Source organism: Halomicronema sp. CCY15110, assembly GCF_016888165.1.
In the GTDB taxonomy this organism is placed as follows: Bacteria; Cyanobacteriota; Cyanobacteriia; order Phormidesmidales; family Phormidesmidaceae; genus Halomicronema.
Genome location: NZ_JACSWC010000272.1, coordinates 1 through 9,192, shown reverse-complemented (window position 1 = coordinate 9,192; position 9,192 = coordinate 1). Strand labels below are relative to the sequence as shown.

The following is a 9,192-nucleotide window of genomic DNA, read 5'->3' as shown; positions in this document are numbered from 1 at the left end:
ACGCTGAGAATCTGGCTGAAGTAGGCGTTGCTGGCCGATCGCACCAGCAGGCGATTGTATTCTGGCTGATCGGTTTCAATTCGCTCGCCGGTATCGGCAGAGATTTTGCTGCGGCGACAGGGCTCGTGCCCCCTCGGGCCTAACCAGGGACGGTGGCCACTACAGGCTCCCAGAACTTTGGAGTTGGGCACTTTCGCCTGGGATAGTGGGCGGCGCTGACCGCACTGCTCGCAACGCACGAAGATTTCCTCGAAGTCGTTGCCGGATCCCGCTTCATCCAGCCAGAGTTGACCGCGACACTTAGTGTCAAAGTCATCATGGGCAAAGGCCACCCAATTGATGTCGCTTAAGTGCCCATTGGTGCAGGCTTGCACAAAGCGGACAGGAACTGCGGCAACTCGTTGGCCTTCAACTCGGAGGCCGCCCTTAACCGCGCCCCAGGGAACTAAGGGACGGGTACGATATACTTTGCCCTCACGCTCAAAGGTGCGCTCCACTTGGGCGAGAAACCAGATGGGAAAGACAAATGCATCAATGCCGGTATGCCCCTCCTTCGGATCGTTTGATTGTCGAGGCGGCGTATAAAGCTGAATTTCCTGGCCTTCGGGAATTTTGTCCTGGAGACTTTTGGCAACTTTGTAGGCGAGACGCTCTTCTCGAATGTACTGTCTGTCACCCTTCCAAAAGGTGAGACCGGAGATGATGACCGATCGCTGTGGCAAATCCACCATGGCACCGGGGCCAAAAGTGGTCAATAACTGGCTTTGACGCAGTTCGCCGTTAGGCTTGCGTTGGGACTTTTTAGACTTTGCCATTAGGTTCCGGCCTCTACATCTTCCAAGCTGAACGGGTCACGAATCCACAGATTGACGGTGGCTTCCACATCGCGCATACTGCGCTGGGTCTTGAACTTCTGCTCATCCTGGGGCTTTTGGTCAGCCGCTGGATCAAAAGGATCGACCAGCAGGGGCGCGGCCAGGTCTGTTTCTTTCTGGTACTGCAGGCGCTGATTGCGTTGGTAAATGCGTTCCCAGTTGTCGAGAAGGTCAATGACTTGGGCACGAACACTCACCCTCAGCGCATTAGAGGTTTCGGCATCTAAGTCCGGGCTGTGCCCCTCCGCTCGACGAGCAATGGTTTCCACCATCGCTTCGACAGCAGCGCGCTGGTCGGTAATGTTGGATGCACCCATGGGTGAGGTCATCTCCTGCACACCGAGGCGAGCGAGGGCGACGGTAACCCCAGCGAGGCCGCGATCAAGGGCGCGGGGCGAGAAGGGGGTGACGCTGGTGGCTTCGACCGCGCGGTAAAAGCTGTTGTGCCAGCTCTGGAAGCATTCGTAGTGGGAGCGATCGCGGGGCCGATGAATATTCATCAGGGTCACCACCAAACCCGGGCGGCTGGGATCTCGTCCCACCCGGCTGGTGGACTGGATGTATTCGGCGGCAGTCTTGGGTTGTCCCAGCACTACCATCAGGCCCAATCGCACAATGTCGAGACCGACGGAGATCATATTCGTAGCCAGGGCGACATCGACACGTTCTTTATCGCTGAAGGGTAGGGCGAGGCGGCGTTTGGTGTTGGCAATCTTGTCGGTGCCGACACGCGAGGTCAGTTCTTCGGGTTCTTCGTCGATTTTGCGCCCGTGGAATGGGCCGGTCAGCTCGCCCTCTCGCAGGTGTTCGTGGTACCGCGTCAAGCGAGAATTAACTTCGTCTTCCACGATGCGGCGACTCCCGCCCAGTTCGCGCAGCGAGTTGAAGTACCCCATCAGCGTCATATACGGATCAGCCGGATTGGGCTTGAGTTTCTGCTCTCTTGCAATGTCCCATTGCTTCTGCGCGGCAGCTAGCAAGGGTAGGTAAGTCTTCAGGAGCACTACCTTGAGGCTGCGGCCTTGGGCTGCAACCCCAAGATATAAGCGGCCTGGTGACTCGAAATCGGTTTTGGCAAAGAAGGAGTCATGGCGATCGGGGCCAGGGGGCGGAAAGATATCGACCTGGCTGCGACCAAAGAGGGCCTGAATTTGGTTTTGGGCGCGGCGGACGGTGGCCGTGGAAGCGATGACTTTGGGACGGATAGATTTACCGTTCTCCCCATCATGACTGCACAGGGCATCGATCGCCGTCTCATACAGCCCCACCATCGTGCCCAGCGGTCCCGAAATTAGGTGCAGCTCGTCTTGAATGATCAGGTCGGGAGGGGGCAGAAAGCCGTCGAGGGTGCGTCCGGCTTTAGTGGCATCACCGGGACCATAGAAGCCTTCTTTGTCCTGATAGTGGGTGACGCGGCCAAAGAGGTTACCCGTTTGGCCGACCCAGGGCAGGCCCGCAAACTTATCGACGGTAGCGATGACGAAGCAGGGCAGACGCCGATAAATCGGTTCATCGACTGCCAGGATGGGCAGGGGATTGCGGCTACGGAAGTCACAACCGCGATTGACGCACATAACCTTCAGGTTGGTCGGCGTGTCTTCGTTGGGGAGCAGTTGAAAGGAGTTGGTGGTGAATTTCTCGCCACACCAGGGACATTTTTCCAGGGGAATCGGCGAGGGTTGGCTCTTGCTGTCAGTTTTGAAAGCGAGGGTGCGCGATCGCGCGGCATAGTCGTCTTTGTCGCCCCGTTTGCCCATGCGGTTGGGGGTGGCGCTTTGGCCGACCCACAGACCAATCTCAAAGGGCCAGGTGCCCAGCTTATCGGGGGCTTTTTGGCGCTCCAGTTCCAGGGCACAGATCAGGCGCGAAGCTCGCTCTAGCTGGTCGAGGGTGAGCAGGCGCAGGGTGTAGCGCATGAGGACGCTGACTCCAGCCGCTTGGATACCGGGATGGTGGAGCCGTCGCAGGACGAGGGCAAACGCGGCAAGCCCCAGATAGGCTTCGGTTTTACCGCCCCCGGTGGGGAAGAAGAGCAGGTCTACAGTTTCTCGATCGCTCGCCTCCGGTTCTGCAATGCCCACTAGGTTGAGCAAAATGAAGGCGAGTTGGAAGGGACGCCACGCGGGGGGCTCAAAGCTCTCTGGTGGTTGCCCCAACTCTTGACTGAGCTGCCGCCGTCGCCCGATCGCAATCACGCGGTTCATCAGCTTGAAAGCTTCCAAAACCTGGGGATCTTCGAGGGATTTCAGTCCCGCCTCAATGCGATCGCAGGCGCAACTGGCCTGATCCATCAAATGTTTGGCAACGTCAGCGGCTTCCTGAGGGTGAATCGCCACTGTTCGTTGGGTCTCAATCCAGGCGCGATATTGGGTGACCAGGGGGCCAATCATGCCGCGCACAGTCATGTAGTCGGGGGCGGCGGCGAGCGCTTCCATGCCCAGCTTCACATGAGGGAGAGGGGTGGGGGCCACGCGAGGCACTTCGGCGGTGGGTATCCAGGTGGTACAGACCTCGTTGCAGCGATCGCCTTCAACGCCGTTGGCGATCGCCGACACATTGTGACCTACCGCAAATTCGTAATCTTCGCGATATTGCAGGGCGGCGATCGCCTCGTCTGGGTCGGTCGTGTTGTAGCCACGCGGATCGGAACGGGGGACGAACCCGTCGGCGCATTTGAGGCAGAGGTGCGTTTGGAAGGCAAAGGTGGCGTCGCGATCGCCTTTAGTGGCCTGCCGATAGTTCACCAAAAAGATGGAGACCGATTGGGTGCCGTGGGGAAACTGATCGCCGCAGACGGGGCGGCAGGTCACGACCAGTTGGAGACCGCTGCCACCCGGAATATCAATGGCGTAGCGTTCTGGGCTCGCTTCAATCGTGACGGGGAGGACGACGCGCTGAGGTACGCGCTGCCAATTTTCGGGTTTCTTTTTCCGCTTGCGTCGCTCTTTTGGATCGTCTTCAAAGGCGGCTTCGAGGCTGGGTTCGATGGGCAGATAGTCGCCCCAGGTGACCGTCGCTTCGACGGTCTGGGTGGCGGCGGCAACGAGAAAGCTCAGCCCCATGGAGGAGGGGAAGAGGGCCTTGCGGGCGGCGGGTTTATCGGGCGTCTGGCTGTCTTCGCTGGTGTCGGTTTGGGTGACTTCTTCGGGCAGGTCGTCGTCGCTATCGTCATCGGAGCGGAGATCGGGCGGTGCGCCAAAGGGAGCCAAAAAGCCGCTGAGATACCACTTAGAAGGGGCCTGGTTGAGCACTTCGTCGGCGTGGGTGGGGTCGTTGGGGACGGGGCCGACGAGGTCGATATTGAGGGCCTCGACGAGGGTAGCGCGAATGTCAGCGGACGTAGTCATAGCAAGATCTCATGGAGAGGGCGCGATGGCAGAGGGTGCTATCGGGAGTATTCCCGGATGACGAAAATTTGTTGGTGGGCTTGAGAGCGATTTTGCTTTTGCACCCGCAAGAGGCGATCGCTTAATGCGGTCTCGGACGTCAAAAGCTGGTCGTGCAGGGTTTGGGCTTGCCCCACGTAATCGCGGTCTTCTTTGCAGATGATGATGCCGCTGTGTTGAATGCCGCTCTGGTGGAGGGCAATGAAGTCTTTGCGGTTAAGGGTGATGACAATGCGGCGGTTGGTGGTGGCATAGGTCAAGACATCGGCGTCAGGAATTTGCTGGTTGGCTTGTCCCGCTTCATAGGAGGTGAGCACGTCATGGTCGAGTTCGCGTAGAGCGTTGACCAGGTCGATGGGCAGATTTTCGTTGGAATAGAACCTAGCCATGCCCACCGTCCTCGTCGGTGTAGTCAGCAATCTCTTGATCAATCTCGTCAGGATGAGCAGCGTAGTAGGCGCGGGCGGCAACCAAATCCAGCGGGGTAAGGCCGGGGAAGTTGTGGAGCAGTTCAGCATCATCGGCTCCCTGTTTTTGCAGGGAGATGAGCGTCCACACCGCGATGCGGGTATGGCGGATGCAGGCGAGGCCGCCTGCTACGCCAGGGGTTTGGCGCACCATGCGATCGCCGAGGGTGGTTTGAAAGAGGGCGTAGTCTTCTGGGGGTAAGGACTGCACCGCTTCGACGAGGGATTCTACGAGTTTGGTGTTCATGGTCGGGGGCTAAGGAAGCTGGCTGTGCTTAAAATCTAGCGTTTACATCTTGGTCACGAAGCCGAGCGTTAGGCTTGCAGTGCCATCACCGGAGCGGGTTCATCTAGCCGCCAAAGTTTGGTGAGGCAACCAATCAAGTCTTTTTGACGTCGCTCAACCACATCAGGCGTCCACTCGGTTTCCTTGAGCACTTGGGTCGTGATGACGAAAGGCGACACACCGTCTTTACCGCCGAAGTATTTTTGCTTCTTAGTTTCAAAGTCGTAGTTACTAGCGCTGCTGTTTTTATAGCGGGATAGCAACACTAAATTGCCTAAACGGTGCACATAGCCTTGGCGGCTTTCCTCGTCGTCAAACCAATCTAGCCATTCACTCTCAGGCTTAGGGTTTTGAGGCAAAACATGTTCGACGGTAATGCGAGGAAAGTTATAAACGGCTTCGCCACCAGACAAGTGGGTATCTAGGCGCAGCAAAACATACAGGCGGATTTTGCTCTCCAGATACAGCGGGCCATTAAGGCGTTGAATCACGTCATGGCATTCTTCTTGAGTCAGATGGAGTGGTGACTCTGGACTCTGGAGATCTTTGCTTTCTTCAATCCAAGTGAGCAACGTGGCATAGCGCCGCATCCGTTCATTAATGTTGGCTCGACGAATCATCAGGCCTGATGCCAGACGATCAAGTTGGGTGAAAAACCACAGCAGTTGAGCGGGTTGATTGGAGTAGCGAGAAAGGTAAGAGATCGCCGGGGGTAGCCAGTCTACGTTGTCAACGCGGTTAAGGTATCGGAAGCAGGTATTGATAGCCTCCGCGTGTTGATGACTTTCGTAGGCACAATCCTGAATATCGGCATAGGCCTGGGCTGCCGGGTACAAAACATCATCAATGAAATGAGTGGGATGCTCAGTTGGTTTGACGTACTGCCGAATCTCTTTGAGTACGGTGTCTTGCGATTTGGCTTTGCGATACATCATCCGAATGTGTGAGAACAAATCGCGGAAGGTATCTCGCCCCAGTTTTTCTTCGGTGTCTTCCCACAGTTTGTTGTATTGCTCTTGCTGAGCTTCGGGAATTTTGCCGATCACTTCTGATTTCAGAATGTCAGTATGGGACAGGTCTAAACCGCGATCGTTCAGCACTGAGAAGATGCGGTAAGCCGAGTCCATATCAGGGGTAGAAACGACAACCAGTAGGCACTTGTATAAAATAAATTGCGTTAGCTGACATCGTTTCTGCTCGCTGATGGCAGTTAACCGCTCAAGTAGCTTCAATGCATTTTCGCGAATATGTTCTTGGCTATCTGACAATACTGCCTTGTTCAGAGCTTGCAGCTTTGCCATACCCCCTTCAATCTGAACGTAGTTTTTGAAGAATTCAGCATCTCGCTCCCTCAACGTTAAGCGGTAGCGATTTTCTCGGCCTTTAGGATTAATATCGACCGGATTCCCTTTCTGATAAAGGCGCTCAGTGATCGTCTTGGCCCATTCGGGAGGTAATACCTCACGAAGCACAGCCAATAAAATAGTCAAAGTCGTTAGCCGTTGTTGGCCATCGACCACTTCTGCCTCTGGTAGACCATCCGATTTGATTAGAACAATACTTCCCAGAAAATAGGGGTTCACTTCATCGATAGGTGCTGAATCATCCCCCAAGAAGCCCAGAAGGTCATCTAGCAGTGCTTCCGCTTGCTCAACCTCCCACGCATAAGGTCTTTGATATAAGGGAATCGAAAATATAAAGTCTCCACAGAAGATTCTGTCGACGGGATATTCAGCACCGTGAATTCTATTAGGCATAGCTCTTACTCAATAGGGGTTTATTAGAACCAAATGAAAACTTTGATTTCATACAATGACCCAATACACAACAGCTCCATCTGATTCACGATTCCTGAAGCCTAAGACATCTCGTGTGGCTAATTTTCCCACGACCTCTTCTATGTTTTCTAGTGATAGTTCAGTGGCCATCATGATACCTCCGATAGTCATTTCGCCATTCAAATTTATAACCTTCAATATCCGGACTTCTAGATTTTCGTCTGTCTTACAATATCCTCTAGGCTCTAGGCCTTTATTTCTGTTTGTCTCGGGATCGGAAAAAGTCTCTTTTATGGGTGGTTTTCTATTGCGAGGTTTCTCCTCTATATTTAATTTAGGTTTAGGTGGATATCGCCTCTGAGCAACCTGAATGCTCGCAGCACCTTCTATATATGCAATAAGCGAAGCTATGAATCCCAAGATAACGCATGCTCCTTGGACTGCATCGACAGGTGCCCCGGCATCTATTATTAGAATGATTGGGCTAAAGAAAATGGCATAAATAATAATTCCTGAAAGCCATTTTTTAGTATATAAACACCCTAATATTCCGCCAAAGAAAAGAGATATAAGGGTGAACACCCATATATTCTTTGTGGCTAGCTCCTCCTCTTTCTTTTGTGCGGTCATTTGTGTGTTCATTGAAGCTGATAGTTAGGAAGACTTTTCATAAAAGAAACTATGCTGATAGTTTCAATCTTGAATTTCCAATCCAGGAATGGTGGGGGCGTTGGCTTGGGGTTTGGGGGATGTCTTTTTAGTGCGATCGCCTTTGGCTTTCCCCTTGTTCAGTGTGCCCGCTGCTTTGTGTCCGCGAACCTCCTCTAAGTGGCGTTGTTGATTGAGGTCGAGGAGGCGGGCGAGGACTTCGTCGTGGGTGGTTTCGGGCCAGCGGTAGCGCCAGGGGAGTTTGCGTTTGCCGGTGCGCACCAGGCTGTCGAAGGCGGCGGCTTCGTCGGGGGTGGGGAAGAAGAGGTCACCGATCGCGATGCGGTCTTGGGCTTCGGGGGGGAGGTCGTCGGTGTCGGCGTCGAGGTAGTCGAGGGCGAAGCCGCAGGTGGTGGCGATATCTTGCCAGCCGTAGGCGTTGAGGACGGCGGCATCCATTTGTTGGTGCAGGTCGCGAAGTTTGAGGATATCGGGGCCGCGTTCGTCGGGGTCGTGGAAGCGGTTGTAGGTGTCGGTGAGGCCCTGGTTGTTGCGCACCATGAGGTCGGCGCGGTATTCGTAGTAGGTTTTGCCAACGGCTTCGAGGGTGGGGTCGGTTTCCCAGTTGCCGGGGAAGGGGAAGGTTTCAAAACATTTGGTGATGTTATAACGCGGATCATCTTTCATTGTTGCCCCGAAGAAAACAGCCCAAATTTCATGCAGCCTTGAGCTGACTATGCAAAATGAGGAAAAGCCAGATAATGCAAAAACAACTAAGGTTTGATCATAAATGAAGTTATTCTTCAAAAAAGTGAAGCAAAAGTATTTACTCGTAAGAGACCTAACGAGTACTCTGTCCTCTAAAGTCGCCAGCGCTTTATAGAGTGCAGGTCTTTTGTCAGCATATTGCCACCATCTTTGTGGTAAGGGTTTGCGGAGTACAAAATCACCCTTGTTATTCTTCCTCGTTCTTTCAGGTTTGACCTTTAGTTCCAAGATTTCCATTAAATCAGGCCATTGCCTAGAATCTTCTTCACTCGTGTCGAAAAAGCTAATGGCAAAACGATAGTTGGCATGATTAGGACTAGAGTTAACTTCCTCTCCTCCTATGTAGGGGAAAATTCTTTCAGAATTACGTGGTTCTTTTTCAATTAAATGCTTCATGTCTTGAATAGATGAAGCATTAGAATCTGTATCATCGAAAGTAAAACCAGAACCTAATATGTAACTGCCTATAAATCCTTTTCCTGCATTTTGACGTAATATCTCTGGATCATCATTTCCGCCTTTAGAGAAAAGGAAGGCAGTTATTTGAGGTGTAGGAATCCCATCAAGGAATTTCATGCCTTGATAATCCCCTTTCCAGATATTAATAATGCTGATCATGACTGAGGCCAGTCCCGGCCATCTGACCCGTTTGCGAGCGTTGTATATAATTCCTCCATTTTTTGAAATGAAACGAAGGCTGCTACTTCGAGTATCACCTTGGGCAATTGTGTTAGTCGCAATAAGCCCTAAGCTACCTTTCTGCCGAAGTAGAGCAAAGGAACGCCGAAAGAAAAAGCCGGAGAGGTCTGAATTTTTACTGGCATCAGGATAAGCGTCCGGTAACCACTCGCTATATTCCGAACCCAAGGATGATTTAATTCTCCTACCTCCCAAAAATGGTGGATTCCCCACGATCGCATCAAACCCCGGATTCTCCCGATCAAACACCTCTGGAAACTCAATTTCCCAGTTAAACGGCGTGAT

General features: G+C 53.3%; 6 protein-coding genes and 1 pseudogene. All 7 read right to left on the bottom strand.

What is annotated here, in order from left to right; translation table 11 throughout:
* Positions 1–815: pseudogene (locus JUK32_RS11165) on the bottom strand (hypothetical protein); the annotation flags it as partial.
* Positions 815–4,222, bottom strand: a complete 3,408-nt coding sequence (gene drmA / locus JUK32_RS11160) for a DISARM system helicase DrmA (protein ID WP_204138934.1) — start codon at positions 4,220–4,222, stop codon at positions 815–817. The pseudogene JUK32_RS11165 and the gene drmA, both read right to left, overlap by 1 nt.
* 38 nt (positions 4,223–4,260) lie before the next feature.
* Positions 4,261–4,650: a DUF5615 family PIN-like protein gene (locus JUK32_RS11155; protein WP_204138933.1), complete on the bottom strand. Its 390-nt coding sequence runs from the start codon at positions 4,648–4,650 to the stop codon at positions 4,261–4,263.
* On the bottom strand, positions 4,643–4,975 hold the full coding sequence (locus JUK32_RS11150; RefSeq protein WP_204138932.1) for a DUF433 domain-containing protein: 333 nt from the start codon (positions 4,973–4,975) through the stop codon (positions 4,643–4,645). The genes JUK32_RS11155 and JUK32_RS11150 overlap by 8 nt, the downstream gene beginning before the upstream one ends.
* A gap of 68 nt (positions 4,976–5,043) precedes the next feature.
* A complete protein-coding gene (locus tag JUK32_RS11145; protein ID WP_204138931.1) occupies positions 5,044–6,771 on the bottom strand; it encodes a DUF262 domain-containing protein in 1,728 nt (575 codons plus the stop codon).
* Between the two features lie 48 nt (positions 6,772–6,819).
* Positions 6,820–7,422 carry a hypothetical protein gene (locus JUK32_RS11140; protein WP_204138930.1) on the bottom strand — a complete coding sequence of 201 codons (603 nt, stop codon included), beginning with the start codon at positions 7,420–7,422 and terminating at the stop codon, positions 6,820–6,822.
* A gap of 63 nt (positions 7,423–7,485) precedes the next feature.
* The coding region (locus JUK32_RS11135) for a BREX-1 system adenine-specific DNA-methyltransferase PglX (protein WP_239112558.1) at positions 7,486–9,192 on the bottom strand (1,707 nt) is incomplete at its 5' end.

Excerpts from the sequence above, each read along its gene's own strand:
- JUK32_RS11145 (WP_204138931.1), bottom strand. The coding sequence starts at position 6,771 with ATGCCTAATAGAATTCACGGTGCTGAATATCCCGTCGACAGAATCTTC.
- drmA (WP_204138934.1), bottom strand. The coding sequence starts at position 4,222 with ATGACTACGTCCGCTGACATTCGCGCTACCCTCGTCGAGGCCCTCAAT.
- JUK32_RS11150 (WP_204138932.1), bottom strand. The coding sequence starts at position 4,975 with ATGAACACCAAACTCGTAGAATCCCTCGTCGAAGCGGTGCAGTCCTTA.
- JUK32_RS11140 (WP_204138930.1), bottom strand. The coding sequence starts at position 7,422 with ATGACCGCACAAAAGAAAGAGGAGGAGCTAGCCACAAAGAATATATGG.
- JUK32_RS11155 (WP_204138933.1), bottom strand. The coding sequence starts at position 4,650 with ATGGCTAGGTTCTATTCCAACGAAAATCTGCCCATCGACCTGGTCAAC.